Annotated in this window: 25 protein-coding genes; 8 read left to right on the forward strand and 17 right to left on the reverse strand. The window is 68.2% G+C overall.

Annotated elements, in window-relative coordinates; all coding sequences use genetic code 11:
• Positions 1–30: 30 nt before the first annotated feature.
• The 3 genes from AB0I03_RS03405 to argS form a co-directional block, all read right to left on the reverse strand.
• Positions 31–1,308, reverse strand: a complete 1,278-nt coding sequence (locus AB0I03_RS03405; RefSeq protein ID WP_360405631.1) for a homoserine dehydrogenase — start codon at positions 1,306–1,308, stop codon at positions 31–33.
• Positions 1,309–1,485: 177 nt separating this feature from the next.
• Complete coding sequence (gene lysA, locus AB0I03_RS03410) at positions 1,486–2,889, reverse strand: diaminopimelate decarboxylase (RefSeq protein WP_360405634.1); 1,404 nt, start codon at positions 2,887–2,889, stop codon at positions 1,486–1,488.
• Positions 2,889–4,538, reverse strand: a complete 1,650-nt coding sequence (gene argS / locus AB0I03_RS03415; protein WP_360405637.1) for an arginine--tRNA ligase — start codon at positions 4,536–4,538, stop codon at positions 2,889–2,891. The genes lysA and argS overlap by 1 nt, the downstream gene beginning before the upstream one ends.
• Before the next feature lie 104 nt (positions 4,539–4,642).
• On the opposite strand from argS, the gene AB0I03_RS03420 reads away from it, so the two are divergent.
• From AB0I03_RS03420 to AB0I03_RS03440, 5 genes are all read left to right on the forward strand, one after another.
• Positions 4,643–5,329: a DUF3105 domain-containing protein gene (locus AB0I03_RS03420; protein ID WP_360405640.1), complete on the forward strand. Its 687-nt coding sequence runs from the start codon at positions 4,643–4,645 to the stop codon at positions 5,327–5,329.
• A gap of 168 nt (positions 5,330–5,497) precedes the next feature.
• Positions 5,498–6,346 (forward strand): DUF3105 domain-containing protein, encoded by an 849-nt coding sequence (locus AB0I03_RS03425; RefSeq protein ID WP_360405643.1) that lies wholly within the window; start codon positions 5,498–5,500, stop codon positions 6,344–6,346.
• Between the two features lie 90 nt (positions 6,347–6,436).
• Positions 6,437–7,057, forward strand: coding sequence for a DUF305 domain-containing protein (locus tag AB0I03_RS03430; RefSeq protein WP_360405646.1), 621 nt, complete (start codon positions 6,437–6,439; stop codon positions 7,055–7,057).
• Between the two features lie 10 nt (positions 7,058–7,067).
• Positions 7,068–7,814 (forward strand): hypothetical protein, encoded by a 747-nt coding sequence (locus AB0I03_RS03435; protein WP_360405649.1) that lies wholly within the window; start codon positions 7,068–7,070, stop codon positions 7,812–7,814.
• A 55-nt stretch (positions 7,815–7,869) separates the two neighbouring features.
• A complete protein-coding gene (locus AB0I03_RS03440) occupies positions 7,870–8,214 on the forward strand; it encodes an MmcQ/YjbR family DNA-binding protein (protein WP_360405652.1) in 345 nt (114 codons plus the stop codon).
• 55 nt (positions 8,215–8,269) lie between these two features.
• Here AB0I03_RS03440 and AB0I03_RS03445 read toward each other — a convergent pair whose 3' ends face one another.
• From AB0I03_RS03445 to glmU, 14 genes are all read right to left on the reverse strand, one after another.
• Positions 8,270–9,136: a hypothetical protein gene (locus tag AB0I03_RS03445; protein ID WP_360405655.1), complete on the reverse strand. Its 867-nt coding sequence runs from the start codon at positions 9,134–9,136 to the stop codon at positions 8,270–8,272.
• Positions 9,137–9,282: 146 nt separating this feature from the next.
• A complete protein-coding gene (locus AB0I03_RS03450; RefSeq protein ID WP_360405658.1) occupies positions 9,283–10,581 on the reverse strand; it encodes a GTP-binding protein in 1,299 nt (432 codons plus the stop codon).
• Positions 10,581–11,492: a sulfate adenylyltransferase subunit CysD gene (gene cysD / locus AB0I03_RS03455; RefSeq protein WP_360405951.1), complete on the reverse strand. Its 912-nt coding sequence runs from the start codon at positions 11,490–11,492 to the stop codon at positions 10,581–10,583. The genes AB0I03_RS03450 and cysD overlap by 1 nt, the downstream gene beginning before the upstream one ends.
• 82 nt (positions 11,493–11,574) lie before the next feature.
• The gene (locus AB0I03_RS03460; RefSeq protein WP_360405661.1) at positions 11,575–12,399 is read right to left on the reverse strand and encodes a 3'(2'),5'-bisphosphate nucleotidase CysQ; all 825 of its coding nucleotides are present in this window, start codon (positions 12,397–12,399) and stop codon (positions 11,575–11,577) included.
• A gap of 89 nt (positions 12,400–12,488) precedes the next feature.
• Complete coding sequence (locus AB0I03_RS03465) at positions 12,489–13,034, reverse strand: hypothetical protein (RefSeq protein WP_360405664.1); 546 nt, start codon at positions 13,032–13,034, stop codon at positions 12,489–12,491.
• 331 nt (positions 13,035–13,365) lie between these two features.
• Positions 13,366–14,073 carry a hypothetical protein gene (locus AB0I03_RS03470; protein WP_360405667.1) on the reverse strand — a complete coding sequence of 236 codons (708 nt, stop codon included), beginning with the start codon at positions 14,071–14,073 and terminating at the stop codon, positions 13,366–13,368.
• Positions 14,074–14,241: 168 nt separating this feature from the next.
• Entirely contained in the window at positions 14,242–15,999 is a 1,758-nt protein-coding gene (locus AB0I03_RS03475; RefSeq protein ID WP_360405670.1) for a hypothetical protein, read from the reverse strand.
• 2 nt (positions 16,000–16,001) lie between these two features.
• On the reverse strand, positions 16,002–16,733 hold the full coding sequence (locus tag AB0I03_RS03480) for a hypothetical protein (protein WP_360405673.1): 732 nt from the start codon (positions 16,731–16,733) through the stop codon (positions 16,002–16,004).
• A gap of 13 nt (positions 16,734–16,746) precedes the next feature.
• Positions 16,747–17,076 (reverse strand): hypothetical protein, encoded by a 330-nt coding sequence (locus AB0I03_RS03485; RefSeq protein WP_360405676.1) that lies wholly within the window; start codon positions 17,074–17,076, stop codon positions 16,747–16,749.
• A gap of 250 nt (positions 17,077–17,326) precedes the next feature.
• A complete protein-coding gene (locus AB0I03_RS03490; RefSeq protein WP_360405679.1) occupies positions 17,327–18,796 on the reverse strand; it encodes a sugar transferase in 1,470 nt (489 codons plus the stop codon).
• Between the two features lie 124 nt (positions 18,797–18,920).
• Positions 18,921–19,511, reverse strand: coding sequence for an aminoacyl-tRNA hydrolase (pth, locus tag AB0I03_RS03495; protein ID WP_360405682.1), 591 nt, complete (start codon positions 19,509–19,511; stop codon positions 18,921–18,923).
• A 14-nt stretch (positions 19,512–19,525) separates the two neighbouring features.
• On the reverse strand, positions 19,526–20,128 hold the full coding sequence (locus AB0I03_RS03500) for a 50S ribosomal protein L25/general stress protein Ctc (protein WP_360405685.1): 603 nt from the start codon (positions 20,126–20,128) through the stop codon (positions 19,526–19,528).
• Between the two features lie 202 nt (positions 20,129–20,330).
• The gene (locus tag AB0I03_RS03505; RefSeq protein ID WP_270115694.1) at positions 20,331–21,314 is read right to left on the reverse strand and encodes a ribose-phosphate diphosphokinase; all 984 of its coding nucleotides are present in this window, start codon (positions 21,312–21,314) and stop codon (positions 20,331–20,333) included.
• A 102-nt stretch (positions 21,315–21,416) separates the two neighbouring features.
• Positions 21,417–22,856, reverse strand: coding sequence for a bifunctional UDP-N-acetylglucosamine diphosphorylase/glucosamine-1-phosphate N-acetyltransferase GlmU (gene glmU / locus AB0I03_RS03510; RefSeq protein ID WP_360405688.1), 1,440 nt, complete (start codon positions 22,854–22,856; stop codon positions 21,417–21,419).
• Between the two features lie 167 nt (positions 22,857–23,023).
• Here glmU and AB0I03_RS03515 point away from each other — a divergent pair, with 167 nt between their 5' ends.
• Genes AB0I03_RS03515 through AB0I03_RS03525 form a run of 3 tightly spaced genes read left to right on the forward strand, consistent with a single transcriptional unit; the run spans position 23,024 to position 26,157 of the window.
• Positions 23,024–24,121, forward strand: coding sequence for a substrate-binding domain-containing protein (locus AB0I03_RS03515; protein WP_360405691.1), 1,098 nt, complete (start codon positions 23,024–23,026; stop codon positions 24,119–24,121).
• Positions 24,122–24,124: 3 nt separating this feature from the next.
• Positions 24,125–24,898: an ATP-binding cassette domain-containing protein gene (locus AB0I03_RS03520; RefSeq protein ID WP_360405954.1), complete on the forward strand. Its 774-nt coding sequence runs from the start codon at positions 24,125–24,127 to the stop codon at positions 24,896–24,898.
• Between the two features lie 47 nt (positions 24,899–24,945).
• Entirely contained in the window at positions 24,946–26,157 is a 1,212-nt protein-coding gene (locus tag AB0I03_RS03525; protein WP_360405957.1) for an ABC transporter permease, read from the forward strand.
• The last annotated feature ends 2 nt before the right edge of the window (positions 26,158–26,159 follow it).

Genomic DNA, 26,159 nt, shown 5'->3' on the forward strand with positions numbered 1-26,159 from the left:
CATCGCACTCTCACTTGCGGACATGGCGTCCTATTCTCCTTCGACGCGCATGACCGAGGCGACATTGTGCACCGAGGTCAGTTGCGACAGTTCCTCTACGGTGTCCGACAACTGCTTGTCGGCCGCCGTGTGGGTGACGACCACGAGCCGGGCCTCATCGCCCTGGCCGGATTGATGGACGGTGGCGAGGCTGACGCCGTGGTGGGCGAAGGTGGCCGCCACGCGCGCGAGCACGCCGGGTTCGTCGACCACGTCGAGGCTGACGTGGTACCTGGTGCGGGCCTCGCCGATGGGTTTCACCGGGAGGTCCTGGTAGGCGGCCTCGGGCGGGAAGGCGGTGATCCCGCCGCGCTTGTTGCGCGCCACGGCCACGATATCGCCGAGCACCGCCGAAGCGGTCTCGGTGCCGCCCGCTCCCGCTCCGTAGAACATGAGGCGGCCGGCGGACTCGGCCTCGACGAACACCGCGTTGTAGGCGCCGTTGACGTTCGCGAGCGGGTGGGTCGCCGGGATCATCGCCGGGTGGACCCGCACGGACACGCCGTCGGCCTCCCTGGTGGCGATGCACAGGGGCTTCACGACCCGGCCCTGGGCGGCGGCCGACGCGATGTCGGCGGCCGAGACGTCCCGGATGCCCTCGCGGTAGACCTCGCCCAGGTCGATGTGGGTGTGGAACGCGAGCGAGGCGATGAGCGCGGCCTTCGCGGCGGCGTCGTAGTTGTCGACGTCCGCGGTCGGGTCCGCCTCGGCGTAGCCCAGCTCGGTCGCCTCGCTGAGGGCCTCCTCGAAGGCGGCGCCGGTCTGCGACATCTGGCTGAGGATGTAGTTCGTGGTGCCGTTGACGATGCCGAGCACCCGGTTGATCGTGTCGCCGTGCAGCGACTCGCGCAGCGGGCGCATGAGCGGGATCGCCGCGGCGGCGGCGGCCTCGTAGTAGAGGTCCGCGTCGCCCGCCTTCGCGGCGGCCGACAGGGCCGGGCCGTCCTCGGCGAGCAGGGCCTTGTTCGCGGTCACGACCGACTTGCCCTCGGCGAGCGCGGTGGTGATCCAGGTGCGGGCGGGCTCGATGCCGCCGGCGACCTCGACGACGATGTCCACGTCCGGGCGCTTGACGAGGCCGAGCGCGTCAGTGGTGAACAGCGACTGCTCCACGGGCAGGTGCGAGCGGTCGCGGTCGAGGCGGCGGACCGCGATCCCGACGATCTCGACCGGTTCGCCCACCCGGGACGCCAGCTCCTCCCCGCGCGTTCGCATGAGGCGCACGACTTCACTGCCGACGTTGCCGCATCCGAGTAGCGCGAGTTTCATCGCTGGTGTCCCTTCATAGTGCATTTATATTCTCGACCCGGGCGGGTCGAGGAGGTGCGTCAGGGGGCAATCTGACAAGGCTCGTGAGGAGCTAGTACATCAGCGGAGCTTGCGTAGCGTACTTGCGACGAGCGAGCCGCAGCTCAGATTGTTCCCTGGCGTGCCTCCTCGAGCCGGCTAGCCGACGTCGAGCCGTAGTAGGTCGTCGACGGTCTCACGCGCCAGGATCACACGTGCCTCGCCGTTCCGGACGGCGACGACCGGCGGGCGGGGCACGTGGTTGTAGTTCGAGCCCATGGAGCGGCAGTAGGCGCCGGTTCCAGGGACCGCGATCAGGTCCCCCGGCGCGACATCGGCCGGGAGGAACTCATCTTTAACAACAATGTCGCCTGCTTCGCAATGCTTTCCCACTACTCGGGCCAGCGCGGGCGTCGCGTCCGAGGAGCGCGAGGCGAGCGTCGCCGAGTAGGTGGCGTCGTAGAGCGCAGTGCGGATGTTGTCGCTGATGCCGCCGTCGACGGAGACGTAGAGGCGGGCGGCGGACCCGGCGAGGGTGACGGGCTTGACGGTGCCGACCTGGTAGAGGGTGAACATCGTGGGGCCGATGAGGCTGCGGCCGGGTTCGATGGAGAGGCGCGGGACGTCGATGCCGGCGGCGGTGCACTCCTCGTCGACGATCTTGCGCAGCGACGCGGCGATGTCGGCGGGCGGCTGCGGGTCGTCCTGGCTGGTGTAGGCCATGCCGAAGCCGCCGCCGAGGTCCATCTCGGGGATCTGGACGCTGAAGTCGGCCTGGAGCTTCGCGTGGAGGCGGGCGACGCGGGCGGCGGAGATCTCGAACGCGGCGGTGTCGAAGATCTGGGAGCCGATGTGCGAGTGGAGGCCGAGGAGTTCGAGGTGCTCGGCCTGGATGACGCGGCGGGCGGCGTCGTAGGCGGCACCTCCGGCGAGGGAGAAGCCGAACTTCTGGTCCTCGTGGGCGGTGGCGATGAACTCGTGGGTGTGGGCTTCGACGCCGACGTTGACGCGGACCATCACGTTCGGGCGCTTGCCGAGTTCGGCGGCGATCGCTTCGAGGCGCTCGATCTCGGTGAAGGAGTCGGCGACGATGCGGCCGACGCCGACCTCGACGGCCTGGCGCAGTTCGGCGGGCGACTTGTTGTTGCCGTGGAGCCCGAGGCGGGCCGGGTCGAGCCCGGCGGCCAGGGCGACGGCGAGTTCACCGGCGGTGCAGACGTCGACGAAGAGGCCTTCTTCGGCGGCGGCGCGGAGCACCGCCTTGGAGCAGAAGGCCTTGGAGGCGTAGAAGACGTCGGCGCCTTGGAAGGCCTCGGTCCAGGCGCGGCAGCGGGCGCGGAAGTCGTCCTCGTCGAAGATGTAGGCGGGCGTGCCGAACTCGGCGGCCAGCGCTTCGACGGAGAGGCCGCCGATGTGGAGGACGCCGTCGTCGGCGCGTTCGACGTTCTGGGCCCACAGCTGCGGGAGGAGCGTGTTGACGTCCTCGGGCACGCCGAGCCAGCCCGGGCGCAGTGCGGAGTAGTCGAAGTCGCCGTGCAGTGCGCCGGCTTCGTGGGTGCGCATTACATCCGCTCCGGGGCCGAGACGCCGAGCAGGCCGAGCGCGTTGGCGAGGACGACTCGGGTGGCGTCGACGACCCAGAGGCGCGCCTGGTTGACCGGGGTGGTGGCCTCGTCCGGGAAGGGCAGGACGCGGCAGTCGTGCTGGAAGCGGTGGTAGGCGGCGGCCAGCTCTTCGGCGTACCGGGCGACCCGGTGCGGTTCGCGCAGGTCGGCGGCGGTGGCGACGACGGCCGGGAACTCGGCGAGGGCCTTGAGCAGGTCCGATTCGCGCGGGTGGGTGAGGAGCGCGGCGTCGTAGGACTCGCCCTTCTCGACGCCGCGTTCGGCGGCGTTGCGGAGCACGCCGGAGACGCGGGCGTGCGCGTACTGGACGTAGTAGACCGGGTTGTCGCTGCTGTGCTTGGTCCACAGGTCGATGTCGATGTCGATCGTCGAGTCCGAGGAGTAGCGCGCGAGCACGTAGCGGGCGGCGTCGACGCCGATGGCCTCGACGATGTCGTTGAGGGTGATGACATTGCCGTACCGCTTGGCCATGCGGACGGGCTGGCCGTCCTTGAGCAGGTTCACCATCTGGCCGATGAGGATCTCGAGGGTCCCCGGCTTGTCGCCGAAGGCCTGGCTCATGGCCTGCATGCGGCCGATGTAGCCGTGGTGGTCGGCGCCGAGCATGAGCACGAGCTTGTCGAAGCCCCGCTCGCGCTTGTCGAGGTAGTAGGCGCAGTCGGCGGCGAAGTAGGTCCACTCGCCGTTCGACTTCTTGAGCGCCCGGTCCTTGTCGTCGCCGAAGGCGGTGGTGCGCAGGAAGACCGCGCCTTCGGACTCGAAGATGTGGCCCTGCTGGTCGAGGCGCGCCACGGCGGCGTCGAGCTCGCCCTTGTCGTGCAGGTCCTTCTCGTTGAAGTACACGTCGAAATGGGTGCCGAAGTTGTCGAGGTCGTTCTTGATCTCGGCGAACATCAGCTCGACGCCGACCTCGTGGAAGACCGCCTGCGGGTCGTCGGCGGCGAGCGCGTCGGGCCGGATCTCGAGCACCTGCTGGGCGATCTCGTCGATGTAGCCGCCGGCGTAGCCGTTCTCGGGGGTGGGCTCGCCCTTGGCGCTGGCGAGGAGCGAGGCGGCGAAGTTGTTCACCTGCACGCCGGCGTCGTTGAAGTAGTACTCGGCGGTGACCTTCGCGCCGGAGGCCCGCATGACCCGGGCCAGCGCGTCGCCGACGGCGGCCCAGCGGGTGCCGCCGACGTGGACGGGGCCGGTCGGGTTCGCGGAGACGAACTCGAGGTTGATGTGCTGCTCGGTCATGGACTCGTTGTCGCCGTACGACGGTCCGGCGGCGACGATCTTCCCGGCGATCTCCCCCGCGGCGGCCGCGTCCAGGGTGATGTTGAGGAAGCCGGGTCCGGCGATGTCGACCTTCGCGACGCCTTCGGTGGCGGCGAGGTGCTCGGCGATCTGCTCGGCGAGCGCGCGCGGGTTCGTGCCGGCCTTCTTGGCGGTCTGCAGCGCGATGTTGGAGGCGTAGTCGCCGTGCTTGGGGTCCCTGGGTCGCTCTACCGCCGTCTGGGTGGGCAGTACGGCGTCGTCGAGGGCCAAGGCCTCGAACGCGGCGCGCGTAGCGGACAGCACTTTCTCTGCGAGCGTCTCAGGAGTCACCCGGTAATCGTAGACGCCGCGCTTCGTCGCCCGCGAGTGATAAACCCCCTTGTGGCCTGCACCGGTAGGTTGCTTGTGTGCAACCTCGACGGAAGGCCTCGAACATGCGCCCGCTTCGCAACCGCTGGACCGCCCTCGCCGCCGCTCTCGCGCTCACCGCGCTCGCCGGATGCACCGCCGAGGGCGGTGACGACGGGGACGGATCGGCCGCAGCCGATTCGACGACCGAGGTCGCGAGCGAGCTCGAAGGCGTCGAGAACTTCTACGGCGAGTACGGCGACTTCGTCACGGCGATGGCCGCGGTCCAGGAAGGGCAGGTCACCCCTGAGGATCTGGAGTACCCGTTCGTGGTCCAGCAGGACCACGTCGACGTCGCAGGCGGGACCTACGTGCCGCCGGACTACGAGCTGCGCCCGCCCGCGGGCGGGGACCACTTGTCGGCGTGGCAGGCCTGCACGGGCTCGGTCTATCCCGATCCGATCGTCGACGGCAACGGCGTCCATTCGATGGAGCACGGCGCCGTGTGGCTGACCTACGACCCGGCGCTGGTCGACGGCGACGGGATCGCCCTGCTGGCGTCGAAGATCGAGGGCCGCGACTACTCGCTGATGAGCCCGTACCCCGAGCAGGGCGTCGCGGTCTCGCTCCAGTCCTGGGGGAACCGGTACCAGACGGACGACTTGGACGACCCGATGATCGAGGACTACCTCGACACCTACATTCTCAACGAGCGGTTCAACCCGGAACCGAACGCGACCTGCTCAGGCGGTGTGACGACGACCGCGCCGTAGGTGGGTCGCCTCATGCCGCGTCGTTGAAGAGTGCAGTCGGGGCGCGCTCTAAGGGAGTGTCCTGGACCGACCAGGTAAGGTGGCGTACGCGAGTGGACTTCATACCGGGCGTCCCCCGGCTCCGCTCCGGCTCATCCCGACCTCGACGAATAAGGCTCTCCCCGCGATATGGCATCGAAGAAGCAGACCGCCAGCAAGGGCTCCGGCAAGAGCACCGGCAAAGGCGCAGTCGTTGAAAAAGGCCCTGCCGGCAGGAAAGACGCCGGCAAGGGCGACAGCAAGGGCCTGAGCAAGTCCTCGGCGCCCGCAAACGCCCGCAAAGGCCGCGCCGTCCAGGTCAAGCAGCCGAAGCCGTGGGGCCTGATCTTCACGTTCGCCGGCGTCGGCGTCGTCGCGCTCGGCCTGATCGGGGCCGCCGTGTTCGTGGTCTGGGACCGCAGCCAGCCGCCGGAGGGGGTCACCGACTTCTACGGCGAGTACGCGAACTACTCCGAGATCACCGAGGCCCTCCAGGACGGCGACGTCAAGGAGGAGGACCTCGAGCACCCCTGGGTCGTCCAGCAGACCCACATCGACGGTGAAGACCCGATGGCGGTGCCCGAGTACGAGATCAACCCGCCCGCGGGCGGCGACCACCTCTCGCAGTGGCAGAACTGCACCGGGTCGGTCTACGACGCGCAGATCATGGACGGCAACGCCGTCCACTCCCTCGAGCACGGCGCGGTGTGGCTGACCTACGACCCGGCGCTCGTCGACGGCGACGGCGTCGAGCAGCTCGCGGCGAAGGTCGAGAGCCGCGACTTCTCGCTGATGAGCCCGTACCCCGGGCAGGGTGTCGAGGTCTCGCTGCAGGCCTGGGGCGTGCAGTACCAGACCGACGACATCAACGACCCGAAGATCGACGAGTTCATGGACTTCTACATCCAGAACTCCGACAACGCGGCCGAGCCGGGCGCCCAGTGCGCCAACGGCCTGACCACCACCGTCGCCGACCAGCAGCAGATGCCCACCGGCTGACAGCCGCGAACCTTTCGGGGCGACGCTCGTTAGGCAAGTAGGACAACGGGCGCTCCTTCTCAGGGAGCGCCCGCCGAGAGAGGACGACGAATGAGCCGCTTGTGGCGCAGACCCGCACTGCTGGTCGCGATCACCGCAGTGCTCATGCTCGCCGCAGGGCTCGCGGTCGGCTGGGTGGCGGGCACGTCCGCTCCCGGCAACGACTCCGTCGAGGCCGGGTTCGCGCGCGACATGCAGACGCACCACCAGCAGGCCGTCGAGATGGCCATGTACGAGTGGCAGAACGGCTCGGACCCGGCGATGACCACGGTCGCGTACGACATCGCCACCACCCAGAGCACCGAGATCGGCATGTACCGCACCTGGCTGCGCGACTGGGGCGTCCAGCTCTCCAGCGGCGAGCCGATGGCGTGGGCGGGCGACGAGCACGCGCACGACAGCGAGGAGAACGGCGGGCTCATGCCCGGCATGGCCACTGACGAGCAGATGGCCGAGTTCAGGACCCTCACCGGCGCCGAGGCCGACGTCATGTTCGCCGACCTCATGATCGCCCACCACATCGGCGGCGTCGACATGGCCAAGGCCGTGCTCGAACTCACCGACGACGAGCTCGTCGCGACCGCGGCCCGGCGCACCGTGAGCCAGCAGCAGGCCGAGATCGAGAACCTCGAGAACCACCGCGACAACATCCTGAACGCCGTCGAAGAGTAGGGACGCCGCTGTGAGCCAGGACCAGTGGGGACCTCGTTACGGCGACCCGACGCATCCGACCACGGGGGAGCTCCCCCGGGTCGGCGACGGCCGCACGGACGAGCAGCGCACGATCCAGGTCGACACCGTCGCCGAAGCGCCGCCCCGCCAGGAGTCGCGCTCGCGGTACCGCTACAGCTGGGAGCCCTCCGCGCCGCGCGACGCCGAGCCCGCCGGCTCCGAGGCGGGCCACGGGTTCTCCGAACCCCGGTACGCCGCTTCGGAACCGCGACCGGAGTTCTCGCAGCCCGAGAGCCAGGCCGGCCACGCCGAACCGGGATTCAGCTGGTCGGTGCCCCGCGTCGGCCGCGAGAGCGCCGCCTCCGGGCTCACCGGGGAGCACTCCCGGCCCAGCCTCAGCGGCTACCGGCCGGGCGACACCGCCCAGTTCGCGCGCGTCGGCGACGGCCTCCGCGGCTCCGTCGGGCCCGTCTCGGTCCAGATCGACCACGTCAGGGTCGACAACGGGGTCAACGGCGACACGCAGCTCCTCGACACCGCGAACTTCAAGCGCCCGCCCGAGACCGAGATCGCGCCCGCCGAGCAGGCGCCGCAACCGGAACCCGGCACCGGCTCCATGCCCGCCATGCGCCACCAGATCGGCCCCGACTGGACCCAGACGCCGCTGCGCCTCCTCGCCGCGGCCGTCGTCGCCACCGCCGTCCTCGGCGCCTCCGCCGCCAGCCTCATCACGATCGGCAACTGGATCAACCCCTGAGGTCCCCCCGATGTCGCACCCGTGCGAGAGAATCGGAGCGACGAAAGGGGCCCGCATGCCGACCTGGGACGACGTAGTGGCCATCGCGACCCGCCTACCCGAAGTCGAAGTGACGACCAGCTGGCAGACCCCCTCACTGAAGGTCAAGGGCAAGTTCTTCGCCCGCCTCCGCACCGAGGCCGAAGGCGGCCTCGCCATCGTCTGCGAACCCGGCGAGAAGGCCGCCCTCCTCGCCTCCGCCGACCCGGCCTTCTACACCACGCCCCACTACGACGGCTACGCCATGATCCTCATCCACCTCGACCGCATCGACGAGCAGCGCCTCGCCGAGATGATCGAAGACGCCTGGCTCCTCAAAGCCCCCGTGCGCGTCCGCAAAGCCTACGAAAACCGGGAATGACGAAGGCCCGGCCGCTGGTGCGGCCGGGCCTTTCGAAGTCAGCGGTGCACGACGCTCAGTCGAAGATCTCCTCGACCCGGTCCACCGTCACCGCTCTGATGAACCACCGGTCGAGCTCTTCCTCATCCGAGACGCCTTCGATTCGGGCGAGCGCCGACGCGGAGACCTCGATGCCGCGGGCGTCGAGCACCTTGAGCAGCCCGCCGATCTGCCCGAGCCGCTTGCCTCGCTGCTCGCCCTTGAGTTCCAGCTTCCCAGCCGGACTCTCAAGGTACTGCTGGTACGTCATGCTCATGTATTCCTCCAGTACGTTGTACGCCTCGTCTGAGAGAAGTTGCATCGCCCATCCAGCATACTGCTGGCGGTCCGACTCGGAAAGCTCGTTGAGTCTCCGGCCGAGCTTGTGGGCGACCTGCTCGGCCTGCGGTCCCCCGCAGGCCGCCTTAAGAATCAGGATCTCCACCGCTTCTTTGGGACTCTGGTCCTCTGCGGTCTCCAAGAGATCCTCCGGGTTGATGACATCCGGGAGCAGTGTGAACCCGGGCGGTCCGATTTCGATCGCCCGGCGAGCCCAGTCCGCCGTGGCCGCATCGGTGCAGACTGCAAGCAGCCGCACCGGGCACTTCAGACGGGCGCGGAGAATCGTCACATACATCGGCCAGCTATAGCGCTTCCGATTGTCCTGGCCGCGTTGGATCTCGATGATGACCGCGTGAACGGGCACCCCCGCTTCATCACGGAACACGGCTGCGTTGTCGCAGTTGAGTTCGAGGGGGTCGTTGTTGGTGAGCGCCTCCGATTCGGGCAGTGCGCTGGCATACGCGGGGAACGAGGCGCCGAGCGACTTGACGAGCAGTTCGGCCGCGAGTTCCGGGCGGACCTGGAACAGGCGGATGGGGACCTCATGCGAATGGGTGACCATGACATGAAACGGTATTGGAGCTCACCACGCGATTCGCGTTTCGACACTCCGACACGAATCCACATCAATGTGATGCCTGACACTTAGGCGGACAACGGATTCGGGCCCGGCCGCTTGCGCGGCCGGGCCCGAATCTCTTGCAGTGCTTAGACGATGATGCCGGCGCCCACGGTGCGGTTGTCGGCCTCGTCGATGATGATGAACCCGCCGGTGGCCCGGTTGCGGCGGTAGTCGTCGCACAGGAGCGGCTTGGTCGTCCGCAGCGTGACGCGGCCGATCTCGTTGAGCTTGAGCTCGGTCGCGGTCTCGTCCCGGTGCAGCGTGTTGATGTCGAGCTGGTACTGCACGTCCTTGACGATCGCGCGCACATCCGAGGTGGTGTGCTTGACGGCGTACTTGCCGCGCAGCTTCAGCGGCCGCGCCTCGTCCATCCAGCAGACCATCGCCTCGATGTCCTGCGAGACGCGCGCCTGGTTGCCCGGGCGGCACAGCATGTCGCCGCGGGAGACGTCGAGTTCGTCCTCTAGTCGCACGGTGACGCTCAAAGGCGGGAAGGCCTCGTCGAGCGGGCCGTCGGCGGTCTCGATCGAGGCGATGCGCGAGGTGAAGCCGCTGGGCAGCACCATGACCTCGTCGCCGGGCTTCATGACGCCGGAGGCGACCTGGCCCGCGTAGCCGCGGAAGTCGTGGTTGTCGCTGGAGTGCGGCCGGATCACGTGCTGGACCGGGAAGCGCACGTCCACGAGGTTGCGGTCCGAGGCGATGTGGACCCGCTCCAGGTGGTGGAGCAGGCTCGGGCCGTTGAACCACGGCATGTTCTCAGACCGGTTGACCACGTTGTCGCCCTTGAGGGCCGACACGGGGATCACGGTCAAGTCGGGGATCTCGAGCTTGGTCGCGAACGCGGCGAACTCGTTCTCGATCCGCTTGAACACGGCCTCGTCGTAGTCCACCAGGTCCATCTTGTTGACGCACAGGACCATGTGCGGCACGCGCAGCAGCGAGCACAGGAACGCGTGGCGCCGGGACTGCTCCACAAGGCCCTTGCGGGCGTCGACCAGGATCAGCGCGAGGTCGGCCGTGGAGGCGCCGGTGACCATGTTGCGCGTGTACTGGATGTGGCCGGGCGTGTCCGCGATGATGAACTTGCGCTCGGGCGTGGAGAAGTAGCGGTACGCGACGTCGATCGTGATGCCCTGCTCGCGCTCCGAGCGGAGCCCGTCGGTGAGCAGCGCCAGGTCGGTGTATTCGTCGCCGCGGCCGGCACTGACGGCCTCGACGGCGTCCCACTGGTCGTCGAAGAGCGCCTTCGAGTCGAACAGGAGCCGGCCGATGAGGGTCGACTTGCCGTCGTCCACCGAACCGGCCGTGGCGAAGCGCAGCAGCTCGTGCGTGTCCTCGCGGGAGGCCTTGCTCTCCTCGCGGGGCGGCATGGTGTCCGTCATTAGAAGTAGCCTTCCCGTTTCCGGTCTTCCATCGCGGCCTCGGAGGTCTTGTCGTCGCCGCGGGTCGCACCGCGCTCGGTGATGCGGGTGACCTCGACTTCGGCGATGATCTCGTCGATCGTGGTCGCGTCCGAGCGCACGCCGGCGGTCAGGTTCGCGTCCCCGACGGTGCGGTAGCGGACCTTCTCGAAGAAGGTCTCCTCGCCCTCGCGCGGGCGGATGAACTCATTGACGGCGTAGAGCATGCCGCCGCGGTCCACGACCTCGCGCTCGGCCGAGAAGTACACCTCGGGAAGCGGGATGTCCTCGGAGCCGATGTAGCGCCACACGTCCAGCTCGGTCCAGTTCGAGAGCGGGAACACGCGGATCTGCTCGCCCGGGTGGACCCGGCCGTTGTACAGGTTCCACAGCTCGGGGCGCTGGTTCTTGGGGTCCCACTGGCCGAAGTCGTCGCGGAAGGAGAACACGCGCTCCTTGGCGCGGGCCTTCTCCTCGTCGCGGCGCGCGCCGCCGAAGAGGGCGTCGAACTGGTACTTCTCGGCCGCTTCCAGGAGCACGGGGGTCTGGATGCGGTTGCGGGTGCCGTCCGGCGGCTCGGTGACCATGCCGCGGTCGATCGCGTCCTGGACGGAGGCGATGATGAGCTGGACCCCGGCGTCGGCCACGCGCCGGTCGCGGTACTCGATGACCTCGGCGAAGTTCTGGCCGGTGTCGACGTGCATCACCGGGAACGGGATCGGCGCGGGCGCGAAGGCCTTCTGCGCCAGGTGCAGCATGACGATGGAGTCCTTGCCGCCCGAGAAGAGCAGCACGGGCCGCTGACAGGTGGCCGCGACTTCACGGAAGATGAAGATCGCCTCGGCCTCCAATGCGGCCAGATGGCTGATGCGGTAGTCGCTCACCGGCGCAATGCTCCTCTCGGCAGACCCCGTTCGGGGTGTTCGGTCGTCGTCGTTCAGGGTGCTCGGTCGGGTCCGGTCGGGAACCGGGTGGTCAGTACGTCCCTTTGATGGCCTCGAGCGCGGGCCCGGCCAAGTCGGGGCGGCAGACCAGCAGGTCCGGAAGGTACGGATCGGCGTTGTTGTACTGCAGCGGAGCGCCGTCGATCCGCGTCGCGTGCCAACCGGAGGCGAGGGCCACCCCCACCGGTGCGGCGGAGTCCCATTCGAACTGGCCGCCGGCGTGCACATAAGCGTCAACTGTACCGGCGACCACGGCCATGACCTTGGCACCGGCGGAGCCCATCGGCACGAGTTCCGCGCCGAGCGCGGCGGCGACCGCTTCGGCCTCGGCCGGTGGTCTGGTGCGGGACACGGCGATCAGGGGCCTGCCGTCGCGGGGCGCGGGCACCGCATAGGTCTCATCGGTGCGCAACGTCACAGCCTGTGCAGGGAGCGTCACTGCGGAGGCGGTGAGCCCGAGGCCCCGCTCCCAAAGCGCGACGTGCACGGCCCAGTCGTCGCGGCCCTCCTCGGAGTACTCACGAGTCCCGTCGAGTGGATCGATGATCCAGACCCGATCCGCCCCGAGCCGCTCGGTACCGACACGCCCCGCCTCGCCCTTGCCCTCCTCAGAGAGCACCGCGTCACCAGGCCGCTCGGCGGCTACGCGCCCGAGCAGGTAGTCATTGGCTTCCTTGTCCCCCGCGGCCTTGAGGGCCTTGGGGTCGGCGAACCCCATCTCGGCTCGCAGCTTCAGGAGGACCTCCCCAGCGCCACTCGCCAGCTCGGCCGCGAACGCGACATCAGCCGACGAAGCAGCCTCAGGCGTGGCGGTGGGAACTCCGGTCACCGAAGCGGAGTCAGGGGCGTCATGCATGCGCGCCAGTCTACGCTGCAGCCCAACCCCGCCCAAATATTGGGCCACCCAATCCCGACATCCGGAAACCCCTCGCATTTCCCATTCCGTCAGCGCGGTCCCGCACCATCCCCCTTATGGAAGTCAAATCCAGAGCCGTCCGCGAACGTGATCCGCTGATAGATCTGCGAACGAGGGCTCCTGAACGTGGGTGAAAGCCGCCTGGTCGCTGTTTCGCACCGAAACTGAGACGCCGCAATCTCGAGCTCCGTACGGCAGACCATCGGCTCGGGCGGCATGGAAATGCACTGCTCCAATGACGCCTCGACTCCGTAATGCCGCCGCACCTCCCGCCCTCTATCCCGCTCCCCGATCTGCGGGCTCAGCGCCACCCGAGCGAATCGGCGGTCGGTCAGCACCCACACTCCGGCGTCCGGTTCGAGACGCATCGCGGACAGGAAACGGACCGCCATAGCCCCTGAATCGGCACCGAACACGATGACCTTCGGATGGGCGTAAGGCCAGAAAATGCCGCCCGCGCTGTAACCGTCACGAGAAGAATCCCTCCCCCACGCCGCCCAAAAGACCGTGTACACCACCCACCAAGCGACCATGACCGGAAGCAACAGCATCCGCACCAAGACTCGCCAGGTCACGCCCCAAACCGTCCGGCCCGCGCCATCCGGCAGACGGCCTCCGACCACGTACAGGTCGACTCCAGCGTGCACGAACCAAACCGGCCGTTCCCCCTGCTGCAGCCAGCCCGCGTGCAGTGACCCCGGCGCATCGGTCGCAACATGAAACTCGCGAAATCTCGGTGTCACGCTCGGCTACTTCCCTTTCAGCTCGCTCAGCAGCTTGGCGAACTCGGCGAACGGCTGTTCGAAAATGAAGCCGGTCAAGCTCCAAGTCATTTCGGCCGCACCGGCCTCTGCCACCGAGGTAGCGGAACCCGTCCGATTCGTACGGACATGGTGGGACGGGGGTCTATGGTCCGGTTGGTCCTGCGGGCCAATTGGCCTGTTGGTTCGGGTGGCTTTGCTGGGGCGGACCGTAGCCGGGTTGCGGGGCGTATCCCTGCTGTGGGGCGAAGCCGTGCGGGGTGTGGAAGGCCGGGGCATGCGGGGGCGTCGGTGCGGCGGTTCGCTTCGGAGCCCATTGGCGCACACGGCGGGTGAAGATCAGGATGAAGACGATCAGCGCGGAGAGGAAGGCGACCGGGGCCGCCATCGCGTTCAGCATGATCGGGTCGACCGGACCGAGGAAGTACTCCTTGGTTCCGGTGGGGGCGGCGACGGTCTTCCAGAGGATTACGGAACCGGCTGCCCAACCGGCCAAGGGGAGCAGCATGATGCCGACCCAGATCGCGGTGAGGATGCGGGCCCAGCGGCGTCGCTTGTGGAGACCGATCGCGGATATAAGCGCCAGGACGGCGAGCAGGGCCGGGAGGGCGATGACGGTCACGAGGGCATACAGGAATTCGCCCGTGGCAAGACTTTGCGGTGTATCCCCAGGCTCATTCAGATCCCACATCTCACGGGAGGAAATGAGACCTACCAACCGTTGCATGAGCATGTAATACAGCGCTGGCGTGGCGAGCGCGATTGCGAAAACCGCCGTTTGGATCACTCGGACCGCGCCGGGCTTTCGGTCCGGTTGTGTCGGGGCAGGGGGAACCTGCGGGGCGTACGTCATTCGTGCTCCTAGGCTTCGGTCGCGCGGGATCGGGTCTGGTCTGCGAATGCGGTAGTACGACATGCCCGCCGGGCGTGGGCTTACGGGGGAGCCGGACGGGCACGAGTCGGAAAATGCAACGGCGGCCGGGTCCGTTCCGGGCTCGGCCGCCGCTGTTGGTCGTTCTGGTTAGGCGAGAGGGTCGTTCTCGTCGTTGAAGCGGGCGAGGCCCCAGACGTCTTCGTCTTCGGTGAGCCAGGTGCCGGTGTCGGCATCCTCGTCGTCACCAAGGGCGCCAGCGCCGCGGCCGCCGCCCATCATGCCTCCGGCGCCGGCCTTGCCGCCTGCGCCCATGCCGGCTTTGCCCGCACCGGCTCCGGCGGTTTTGCCGAAGAGGCCTTGGCCCTTGCCCATGCCACCACTACCGGCACCGCGGCCAGCGCCGCTTCCGCCGGTCATGCCCGTCATGCTGCCTGCGCCGCCGACGGCCGGGCCGAAGAGACCCGAACCCGGGCCGAGGCCACCGCCGCCACCCGGGCTCATGCCGCCGCCGCCGGTGCCGAGACCCGAAGGAGTCAGCGTGCCGGCGCTAAGGCCACCTGAGGCGAGACCACCGGAGGTGTCGTCATCGTCGCCGGTGGAGGACTCCCACGGGTTCAGCCCGCTGGTCGATCCGGAGTTGGAGCCGCCGGTGAGGTTGCCTCCCGGGCCGAAGGTGGAGGTGTTGGCCGGAGGCGTGAGGCCTGCGCTGCCTGAGCTGTTGACCGAGCCGTTCCAGTCGCCGCCTCCGGGCGGCGAGTAGCCCGAGCCGGTGAGGTCGCCGGCGGACTCGCGGAAGGTCGAGTCGCCGGAAGGTTCCACGGTCGGGTGGAACTCGGAGGCGGAGGTCTCCGCATCGTTCCAACGAGCAGTTACGGTCTCGTTCTGCTCTGTCGCCCGCGCCTCGTAGTCCTGGGAACCCGAGTCGTAGTCCTGCTTGGCGCGGTCATTGGCGTCCTGTTGGGCAAGACGTGCTGCCTCAGCACGCAGCGAGGATTCCTGCTCAGGGGTGAGGGTGGTCGCCTCGGTCTTCTCCGAGGCGGTCATCCCGGCGGTGTCGACCGAGCCGACTTGCTCCGCCTTGAGCCGGGTGTAGTGGTACTCGGTCTGGTCAGTGACGTACTGGTTCAGCTCGCTGGTGTACTCGCTGTCGAACCCCCCGTACTCCATCGCCTCCTCAGCACCCTGGTCGCCGTTCCAGGAGCAGCCGGACGAGATTTCGCACTCACCGGAGTGGAACGGGGGCCGCATGTGGATCTTGGTGTCGGAGAAGAGGTTCCACTCATCCTCGACCCAGTATTGCGGCGCAGGATACGGGAGCTCGCCAGAGCCGCCGCCCTGAAGACTGTAGATCTCATCGCCCTTTTGGTTGAGCAGACCGATGATGCCGGTGGTTTCAGTTCCGATATCAGAGGCGATCTGCTCGCAGTTCGCGAACACCGCCTCCATCTGCTCGGCGAACGCGTCGAAGTCGTTGCCCTGCCAGCCGTTCGACAGCTCCGTGAGCTTCGACCGGAGGATCGGCGCGACTGCAGTCGCCTCGTTGTCGGCGAAGTCGTTGTTGAACATCCCCCACTTGAGTGCGATTTCCTTGAGGGCGTACTTATCCGGGTCAGCAGGACGGATTTGGGCCACCAAGGACTGCACCTCGTCCTGGCTGGGAGCGGCGATGCCGGTGGCCACGCATTTCAGGTTCGAAATCTGCCCTGCCACCGGGATTGCCGAAACCAGCTTGACCCAGGCATCTTCTGCCGGGTTGTGGGTGTTCTGGCAATCGCCGTTGGGGCACGGGTCACCGCCGAGGTAGGCACCGTCGACCATCGACTGCTGGCCGTCAATGGCATCTTGTCCTGCGAGGTCTCCGTTTCCGGCGTAGTCCTCGGTCTGGAATTCGATATCGTCGCCCATGACTACTGGACCTCCGCAATTCGGTCGTTCACGGTTTGGTTGACCTCGGGCAGATACGTGTCAACGAACCATTGGTTGAGCTCGTCGCTGGTGAACTGGTACGCCGGGGTGCCCTCGTTCCTGAGGCCGAAGTCCGCGCCGTAGTTCAGCTGGATGTGGAACACCCACTGTCCGTCGCGAGCAATCACTTCGACGTGGGGGCTTTCCGCGCTCCCAATCCAGGAAACGATCGTTCCCTGATCCCAAGGATCTCCGAATTCCTCGCTTTGAGGATCGGTTCCCTGGGACGACGCTGAGTCTGCGGCTGCAACGCGGTCCTCGTAGGCCGCCACCGCCTGCTCTTCACTTTCGGTCGGAACGATCTTGACCTTGATCTCGCCGCCACCCATGGTGCTCGCGTACTCGTCGGCAGCCGAAACGCTGATGAGGTCGTTGCAGCCGATGGACTCTGGGTCCCAGGTATTGCCGATCTGAGCGGTGCTCGGCTCACCACCGGCTGAGGTAGATGATCCGTAGCCCTCGATGCCCATGTAATCCGTGATGGGCTGAAGGTTGTCGAGGACCTCGCAAGCGTCCCATGAAGTCATCTCGGTGTAGACGGCGTTGTCGCTTCCGCCGTCGTCGCCGTTCGAGTTGCCGCCGGTGTCCTCGCCTCGTTCGAAGAGGCTGCAGCCGCTCAGGAAGAGGGCAGCGGCACCGGTCGCGGCGAAGGTTTTGAGGAATATGCGCTTCATCAGCTCGGAGGCCCTAGCTTTCAAGGTTATTCTGGCTGGCTTGGAACTCGGTGAGGTTCAGATCCTCGGAGTCCATGTGCACGCCAAGCGATTCGTTGATCGTGACGATCGCGCCGTAGAGGTCCGCGCGCAGCTTTTGCAGGTTGTTCCACAACTCCTCGTGGGCGGCCGCGTAGTCGCGGCGGGCCTGCTGCGAAGAGTCGAGAAGACCGAACCCGGGCTCGACGCCCAACTCGTTGCCAGTGGCGAGCAGCTGGAGCTTCTCCGTCACGAAATTGAAGCGCAACGCGAGTTCGTCGCGGTACGCCTCCAGATAGGCGGGATCGAGAATGCGCTGGGCCACGGCGGGGACCTCCGGGGGTTATTGGGCGAAACGACTGCAAAACCATCTTGATTTTAACGGTCCGTTGCAACACCGTGTGATTGCGGCAGGGAGTGGCCCAACACGTTCCGGGTCCGCCACGCCGCGTCCGTGGCGGGTTCGATGTTCGGGTCGATGGAGCAAAGTGCCCCGCCTGGCCGAAGGCCGGGCGGGGCACCTCTCGCGCTCGGCCTGGTTGCGGAGGCCGGGCGGAGCGTCTGCGAGCGCTTTGTCAGTAGGCGCCCTGCGGGCGGAGGATCGCGGTCACTGTGCGGAGCAGGATGACGAAGTCCAGGGAGAGGTTCCAATGCTCGACGTAGCGCAGGTCGAGGCGCACGGCCTCTTCCCAGGGGAGGTCGGAGCGGCCGGAGACCTGCCATAGGCCGGTCATGCCGGGTTTGACGGCGAGGCGGCGGCGCATGTCCGACTCGTAGGCGGCGACTTCGACCGCAAGGGGCGGGCGGGGGCCGACGAGGCTCATGTCGCCGCGGAGGACGTTGACGAGTTGGGGGAACTCGTCGATGGAGAAGCGGCGCAGGTATTTGCCGACGGCGGTGATGCGGGGGTCGTCCTTCATCTTGAAGAGGACGCCGTCGCCTTCGTTGAGGTGCGCGATCTGCGCGAGGCGCCGTTCGGCGTCCAGGTGCATGGTGCGGAACTTCCAGATGGTGAACGGCTGGCCGTCCTTGCCGATGCGCTCCTGCTTGAACAGGGCCGGGCCGGGCGAGGTGCAGCGGATGAGGAACGCGGCGCTGAGGAGGAGCGGCGAGAGCGCGAGCAGCAGCATTGCGGCGCCGATGCGGTCGACGGCGTCCTTGGCGAGGCGGCGGACGCCGGTGAGGCGGGCGTGGTCGAGGTGGAGCATCGGGAGGCCGTCGACGGGGCGGACGGTGGTGCGGTCGCCGGCGACGTCGACGAGGGCGGACGCGACGATCAGGTCGACTTCGCTGCGTTCGAGCTTCCAGGCGAGGCGGCGCAGGGCCTGGCCGTCGATTTCGGGGCAGCCCAGGACGATCACGGTGTCGGCGCGTTCGGCGGCGACGGCTTCGGCGATGCGGTCGAAGCTGCCGCGGACGCGGGTGTCGAAGTCCAGCAGGGCGCCTCGGGGCTTCTCGGTGGGCAGGCAGGCGGCCACGACTTTGAGGCCGTGGTAGTGCTCGCGGCGGAGTTGGACTATGAGGGCGGCGACGGAGGACTCGTGGCCGACGAGGACGACGCGCTTCATGCAGCGGCCGTCGCGGCGCATGTGGTGCAGCCATTTGCGCCAGCCGAAGCGGGCGATGATGGAACAGGCTGCGGCGGTGGGGATCGCGATGAGGACGAAGACGCGCGAGGTCGGCAGCTCGAGTCCATAGGAGACGATGGCGACGGCGGCGGTGAGGGCCACGGCGGCGTGCACGGTCCGCTGGTATTCCTCGGTGCCGACGAACAGGTACCGCTTCTCGAACGCGCGGGAGAGGCCGAGGACCGCGATCCACACTGCGGGCATGGCGATCAGGGCGAGGGCGTAGACGCGGGTGCCGTCGTTGACGTGGCCGAAGCGGGCGAAGAAGGCCAGGGCCGCGCCGATGAGGCCGGCGGCGATGTCGGAGCCGATGATGCCCGCGAAGTACTTGCGCTGCCAGGCAGGTGGGCCGCCGTAGGGTCGGGTCGCTTGGGGTCCTATGGAATAGACGCGCCCCTTTGCGGGGCTGTCATGCACGCCTTCGAAAGCCGTCGAGTCCGCAACCACTGTCATGACCGGTTAACGACTGAGGAGACGTTGAGTGACGGGATTATCACCCTGCGGAGTACATGAGATTTAGTCCACTCTAGGCGGACCGGTGTTACTCCGGCGGGGCGTTGACCGCGTTCTGCGCCAGCACGAAGCCCTTTTCGATGATCGCTTCCACCGCGTCGGCCGCGAGTTCGATGTTCAGGTCCACTTCAGGGCGTTCGGCTTTGGCGAAGTCCTTGAGGACGTAGTCGGCCGCGTCCTGGCGTCCGGGCGGGCGGCCGATGCCGAAGCGCACGCGGGCGTAGTCCTTGGTGCCCAGCACCTTCGAGAGTGAGCGCAGGCCGTTGTGGCCGCCTTCGCCGCCGCCGCGCTTGAGGCGCAGCTCGCCGAAGGGGACGTCGAGTTCGTCGTGGACGGCGATCACCGATTCGGGCGGGATCCCGAAGTACTGGGCGATCGGCCCGACGGACTCGCCCGAGAGGTTCATGAACGTCAAGGGCTTGACGAGTATGACGCGAGGCCCGCCTACCCCCAGGCGGGCCTCGCAGACTTCGGCGCGGTACTTGCGGACCGCGGCGAAACGGCCGCCGGCGCGCCGGGCGAGCGCGTCGACGACCATGAAACCGACATTGTGGCGGTTCGCGGCGTACTTCGGCCCGGGGTTGCCCAGGCCGACCACGAGCGTCGGGGTGTCGGTCATGGAGTTCTCGGTGGCTACTCGGCGGCGGCCGGAGCGGCGTCGCCCTCGGCTTCATCCTCGTCGGAGACTTCGCCGCGGGGCTCGCTGACGGAGGCGAGCACGAGGTCGCCGTCGGAGAGGATGACGATGCCCTCGGGGACCTCGACCTCGCGCACGTAGCGCTGCGAGCCGATGGCCAGGCCTTCGATGCTGACCTCGATGGACTCGGGGATGTGGGTCGCCTCGGCCTCGACGGTCAGGGTGTTGAGGTCGTGCACGACCAGGCCGCCCTTCTCCGCCTCGCCGACGAAGTTGACCGGGATGTCGGTGGTGATGGTCTCGCCGCGGCGGACGATCAGGAGGTCGGCGTGGACGATGTCGTCACGCAGCGGGTCGCGCTGGATGTCCTTGGGGATCACCAGCTCGCGGGTACCGTCAGTGACCTCGATGGCGATGAGCTGGTTGGCGCCGCCCTTGCGGATGGCGGCGGCGAGCTCAAGCGAGGGAAGGGAAATGTGGAGCGGCTTCTCGCCGTGGCCGTAGACCACCGCGGGAACCTTTCCAGCCCGGCGCGTACGGCGGGCACCGCCCTTCCCGAAGTCAGTGCGAGGCTCGGCGCTGATACGAACTTCGGACACGGAAATACTCCCCTGTTTTTTAGCAACATTTCATGCGGCGCTCGACGCTCACGTCGGCATTCAGAAGGGCACACGAGCCCTGAAAAAGACCTACGCCTTTGCGTCGATTACGGCGCCCTCTGGAGGACACCCTCGCCGTCGGCAACCCCACCAGAGTACTACGCGCATCGGATCAGGCTTGACACGGGCGTCGATATGTGACTTACGAGAGACCGCCGAAGAGGGTGGTGACGGAGCCGTCGTTGAAGACCTCCCAGATGGCCTTCGCGACGAGCGGCGCGATGGACAGGGTGGTGATCTTCTCGAGGTCCTGCGCCTCTTTGGGGAGCGGCAGGGTGTTGGTGACGATGACTTCGCTGACCGGGGCCTTGGCGAGGCGCTCGACGGCGGGGCCGGACATGATCGCGTGCGTGGAGGCGATGACGATGTCCTCGACGCCGGACTCCTTGAGCATCTCGGCCGCGGAGCAGATCGTGCCGGCGGTGTCGATCATGTCGTCGATGAGGAGGCAGGTGCGGCCTTCGACGTCGCCGACGACCTTGTGCGCGACGACCTGGTTGGGTTTGAGCGGGTCGCGGGTCTTGTGCACGAACGCGATCGGGCAGCCGCCGAGGCGGTCGGACCAGCGCTCGGCGAGGCGCACGCGGCCGGTGTCGGGCGAGACGACGGCCATCTGGCGGTCGGCGTACTTCTCCTCGACGTAGCGCGCGAGCGTGCCCATGGCGAAGAGGTGGTCGACGGGGCCGTCGAAGAAGCCCTGGATCTGGGCGGTGTGGAGGTCGACGGTGAGGATGCGGTCGGCACCGGCGGTCTTGAGGAGGTCGGCCATGAGGCGCGCGGAGATGGGCTCGCGGCCGCGGTGCTTCTTGTCCTGGCGCGCGTACGGGTAGAACGGCAGGACGACGGTGATCCGCTTGGCCGAGCCGCGCTTGAGCGCGTCGATCATGATGAGGGTCTCCATGACCCACTCGTTGATCGGCGCGGGCATGGACTGGACGACGAAGGCGTCGCAGCCGCGGACGGACTCCTGGTAGCGCACGAAGAGCTCGCCGTTGGCGAAGGAGTAGGCGCTCATCGGGGTCGGCGCGACCCCGAGGTGCTTGCCGATCTCCTCAGCCAGCTCCGGGTAGGCACGCCCGGAGAACAACATGAGCATCTTGGAGTTGACAGCGGACATGCTCGCCATGACGTGGGCTCCCCCAGTAGGTCGTCTCACCTGAACCTCGACGGTTCCAGTGTCCCCTGCCCGGCCCCGGAGCGCGAGGGGACCGGGGGGTTTAGTGTCCCGTCACGCTTCCGACACTCCCGCCTCATCCTTCGCACGCCGCGCTGCTTTGTCCGAGACCGTGCCGGGGCGCTTCTTGGCGACCCAGTCGGGGAGCACGGCCTGGCGGGCGCGGGCGACGCCGAGGTCGCCGGGGGCGACGTCCTTGACGATGGTGGAGCCGGCGGCGATGTACGCGCCGTCGCCGACGCTGACGGGGGCGACGAGCACCGAGTCGCAGCCGATGAACGCGCCTTCGCCGATCTCGGTGTGGTGCTTCCTGACGCCGTCGTAGTTGGCGACGATGACGCCGCAGCCGATGTTGGCGTCGGCGCCGACGGTGGCGTCGCCGAGGTAGGCCAGGTGCGCGGCCTTGGCGCCGGGGCCGAGCTCGGCGTTCTTCGTCTCGACGAACGCGCCGATCTTGGACTTCTCGGCGAGCTTGGAGGCCGGGCGCAGGTGGGCGAACGGGCCGACGTGGGCGCCTTCGCCGATGTGGGACTGGTCGGCGTGGCTGCGGACGACGACGGCGCCTGCGCCGACGATCGTGTCGGTGAGCGTCGTGTCGGGGCCGATCTCGGCGCCGGAGTCGACGGCAGTGGCGCCCTTGAGCTGCACGCCCGGGCGGAGGAGCACGTCGGGGGCGACCTTGACGGTGGCGTCGATCCAGGTGGTCTCGGGGTCCTCCATGGTCACGCCCGACTTCATCAGCTTGGCGTTGATGCGGCCCTGCATGATGCGGCGCAGCCCGGCGAGCTGGGCGCGGTCGTTGCAGGCCAGGACCTCGGTCGGGTCGTCGACGACGACGGCGCCGACGGCGTGCCCGGCTTCGCGGGCGAGCTCGAGCACGTCGGTGAGGTAGAGCTCGCCCTGGTCGTTCGCGGAGGTGAGCTTCCCCAGCTGCTCGCGCAGGACCTGCGCGTCGAAGGCGTAGGTGCCGGAGTTGATCTCGCGGATGGCGAGTTCGTCGAGGTCGGCGTCGCGGTGCTCGACGTTGCGGAGCACGTTGCCCTCGCCGTCGCGCACGATGCGGCCGAACCCGGTGGGGTCGTCGACTTCGGCGGTGAGGACGGTGACGGCGTGGCGGGCCTTCTCGTGGACCTCGACCAGTTCGGTCAGGGTGCTGCGGCGCATGAGGGGGGCGTCGCCGCAGAGGACGACGACGGTGCCCTCGAGGTCGGGGTAGGCCTCCAGCGCTGTGCGCACGGCGTGGCCGGTGCCCAGCTGCTCGGTCTGCATGACGGTCTCGGCGTCCGGGGCGGACTTGTCGAGGAACGCGGTGACCTGGTCGGCCGCGGCGCCGACGACCACGATGCGGTGGTCGGGCTGGAAGGACTTGGTGCTGCGGAGGACGTGCCCCAGGAGGGTCCTGCCCAGGAGTTCATGGAGGACCTTGGGTTTCGCCGACTTCATACGGGTGCCCAGGCCAGCGGCCAGGATGATCGCCGAACGCTCACTGCTCATGATGGGCCATGGTAGTCGGTGGCCGAGTGGTGAACGGCCCGGCCCGGGAACCTGCCTCGTCACCGAATCGTTACGAATGGAACACGTTCTCCATCGCCCTGACACTTGTGCGAGCTGCGTCACTCATCATATGTTGCAGACAACAACAAACCTCGGAGGTACCTCTCATGCACCTTCTCAGCAGCTCCCGACCACGACTCGCATTGGCCGCCACCGCAGGCGCGGTCCTCGCCCTCACCCTCACCGCCTGCGGACAAGGCGACGGCGGCGGCGCCGAGGACACCCCGCTCATCGGCGTGATCCTCCCCGACTCCGCCTCCTCGGACCGGTGGGAGACCGCCGACCGCAAGTACCTCGAAGCGGCCTTCGAGGCGGCCGGCGTCGACTACGACATCCAGAACGCCCAGGGCAGCCGGGAGGACTTCCAGACCATCGCCGACCAGATGCTCACCAAGGGCGCCGACGTCCTGGTGACTGTGAACCTCGACTCCGGAACCGGCAAGACCGTCATCGAGAAGGCGAAGTCGCAGGGTGTGGCCACCATCGACTACGACCGGCTCACCGAGGACGGCGGCGCCGACTACTACGTGAGCTTCGACAACGAGCAGGTCGGTGTGCTCCAGGGCGAGGGCCTCGTCGGGTGCCTCGAAGGCGTCGCGAACCCGCTCGTGGCCGAGCTGAACGGCTCCCCCACCGACAACAACGCGACCCTGTTCAAGAACGGGTACGACTCGGTGCTCCAGCCGCTGTACGACGCCGGGACCTACACCAAGGGCCCCGACGAATGGGTGCCGGACTGGGACAACGCCCAGGGCGGCACGCTCTTCGAGCAGATGCTCACCGACACCGGCACCGAGGTCGACGGCGTGCTCGCCGCCAACGACGGCCTCGCCCACGCGGTCATCACGGTCTTGGAGCGCAACAACCTCAACGGCACCGTCCCGGTCACCGGGCAGGACGCCACCATCCAGGGGCTCCAGAACATCCTCACCGGCGACCAGTGCATGACCGTCTACAAGGCCATCGAGGAGGAGGCCAACGCCGCCGCCGAACTGGCCGTGGCCCTGGCCAACGGCGAGAAGCCCGCGACCGACGCCACCGTCACCGACCCGGTGAGCGGCGCCGAGGTGCCCTCCGTGCTGCTCGAACCCGTCGCCATCACCATCGAGAACATCCAGGTCGTCGTCGACGACGGCTTCGCCGACCCGGCCGAGCTGTGCGCCGGCGAGTACGCGGCGCTCTGCACCGAGCACGGCATCGGATAGGGGCTGCACGTGCTGCTCGAACTCACCGGGCTCTCGAAGCGCTTCGGACCGGTTGAAGTCCTCTCCGACGTCGATCTCTCGATCGACGCCGGAGAGGTCTGCGCCCTGGTCGGCGACAACGGCGCCGGGAAGTCCACACTCGTCAAATGCGTGGCCGGCATCCACGGGATCGACGGCGGCGCCATCAGTGTCGACGGCGAGGCCCGCACCATCTCCGGGCCGCGCGACGCCGCGGCCCTCGGCATCGAGGTCGTCTACCAGGACCTCGCGCTCTGCGACAACCTCGACGTGGTCGAGAACCTGTTCCTCGGCCGCGAGAAGGTCCACGGGCTCATCCTCGACGAGGACTCCATGGAGCAGCTCGCCGCCGAGACGCTCTCCTCACTCGCGGTGCGCACCATCAGGAACCTCCGCCAGCCCGTCGCCAGCCTCTCGGGCGGCCAGCGCCAGACCGTGGCCATCGCCAAAGCGGTGCTGTGGAACTCGCGCCTCGTCATCCTCGACGAGCCGACCGCGGCCCTCGGCGTGGCCCAGACCCGGCAGGTGCTCGAACTCATCCGGCGCCTGGCCGACCAGGGCCTGGCCGTCCTCTACATCTCCCACAACCTCAACGACGTCTTCGCCGTGGCCGACCGGATCGCCGCGCTCTACCTGGGGCGCATGGCGGCGGTGCTCGACGCGGCCGACGCGACCCAGTCGCAGGTGGTCGAACTCATCACCAGCGGCCGGTCCGGGTCTCTCGGGCTCGGCGCGGACACGAACGGAGCCCGGACGTGAGCACCCAAGTCGAAACCCGGCCTGAGGCCGGGACCGAGCCGGGCGCGGTGCGCGCCGTCGCCGACCACCTGCGCGGCTACTGGGCCGAGGTCAGGTCGGGCGAGGTCGGCGCGCTGCCGGCCGTCGCCGGGATCATCGCGCTGTGCGTGTTCTTCGGGATCTCGCAGCCGGTGTTCCTCTCCGTGGGGAACCTCGCGAACCTCTTCGGGCAGGGCGCGGCCGTCGCGTGCATCGCCATGGGCCTGGTGTTCGTGCTGGTCATCGGCGAGATCGACCTTTCGGCCGGGTTCGCTTCGGGCGTGTGCGCGGCGGTGATGGCGGTGATCCTCACGAACTGGGGGATGCCGTGGCCGCTCGCGATCGGCGCGGCGATCGCCACCGGCGTGGTGATCGGGCTGCTGCTCGGCACGCTGGTGGTCAAGCTCGGCATCCCGTCGTTCGTGGTGACGCTCGCGGCGTTCCTGGCGTTCCAGGGGATCGTGCTCATGATCCTCGAAGAGGGCAGCAACATCACGATCCACAACGAGACGGTGAAGGCCGTCGCGGGCGGGAACCTGGAACGCTGGCAGGGCTGGACGCTGCTGGTCTTGACGATCGCGGCGTACGCTGCGCTGCAGTTGAACCGGTGGCGGCGGCGGGTGGCGCGGTCGCTCGTGCACGAACCGCTCGCGGTGGTCGTGGCAAGGATCATGGCGCTCGGGGCGCTGCTCACGGCGACGGTGTTCCTGCTGAACCTGGAGCGCTCGGCGAACCCGCAGATCATCTCGCTCACCGGCGTGCCCGTCGTGGTCGCGCTCCTCGGGGGGTTCTTCGCGATCTGGACGTTCGTGTTGCACCGCACCAGGTTCGGGCGCCACCTCTACGCGGTCGGCGGCAACGCCGAGGCCGCGGTGCGCGCGGGTGTGAACGTGGACCGGGTGCGCATCGCGGCGTTCGTCATCTGCTCGGGGATGGCGGCGGTCGGCGGCATCGTCGCCGCTTCGCGCGCTGCCTCGGTGGACCCCAACACGGGAGGGTCCAATGTGCTCCTGCTTTCTGTGGGGGCGGCCGTGATCGGCGGTGCTAGCCTCTTCGGTGGCAAGGGCACGGTGCGGGCGGCCCTGCTGGGAGGAGCGGTCGTGGCGATCATCAACAACGGGATGGGCCTCATGGGTCTGAGCGCCGGGGTGCGGTTCGGCGTCACGGGCGCCGTGCTGCTGCTCGCGGCGGGCGTGGACGCCATGTCCCGGGGCCGGGGCAAGCTCTTCGGCAGGCACTGACC

It is taken from the genome of Glycomyces sp. NPDC021274, from assembly GCF_040641195.1.
Lineage (GTDB): Bacteria > Actinomycetota > Actinomycetes > Mycobacteriales > Micromonosporaceae > Glycomyces.